The following is a 516-nucleotide window of genomic DNA, read 5'->3' as shown; positions in this document are numbered from 1 at the left end:
GGGTCGCGTCATCCAGCGCCGGGTGGGAGACGATACGCTGGTAGTTCTCGCGAATGACGGAGGGGTCGATGTTGACGTAACGCAGCAGCTGGTCGACGGTATCGCCGCGCACCACATTGCGAATGTCCATCTTGCCCTCTTCATCGAGACACACTTCCGCGCAGTGAGTGTCACCGAACAGGTTGTGCAGATCCCCCAGGATCTCCTGATAGGCACCGACCAGGAAGAAACCGACGTAGCACACTTCGTTCTCTTCATATTGCGGCATCGGCAGCGTGCTCTCTACCCCCAGACCGTCGACGTAGTGTTCAACCTGACCATCGGAGTCACAGGTAATATCCATCAGGATGCCACGACGACTGAGCGGACGATCGAGCCCGGTCAGCGGCATCACGGGGAACACCTGACCGATACCCCAGGCATCCGGCAGGGACTGGAACAGGGAGAAGTTGGCAAAGCACTTGTCGGCCAGTTTCTCGGAGAGCTCGTCGGCCAGGGCGCGGTGGTTGCGGTTGA

1 pseudogene is annotated in these 516 nt (G+C 59.7%); it reads right to left on the bottom strand.

Going from position 1 to position 516, the window contains the following annotated elements:
* Positions 1-516: pseudogene (locus Q7C20_RS27160) on the bottom strand (arginine decarboxylase); the annotation flags it as partial.

The sequence above is a fragment of the Pseudomonas sp. AMR01 genome, from assembly GCF_041946035.1.
Classification (GTDB): domain Bacteria; phylum Pseudomonadota; class Gammaproteobacteria; order Pseudomonadales; family Pseudomonadaceae; genus Aquipseudomonas; species Aquipseudomonas antarctica_B.
Note: the sequence above shows the minus strand (reverse complement) of the source record. Positions and strands in the feature narration are given on the sequence as shown.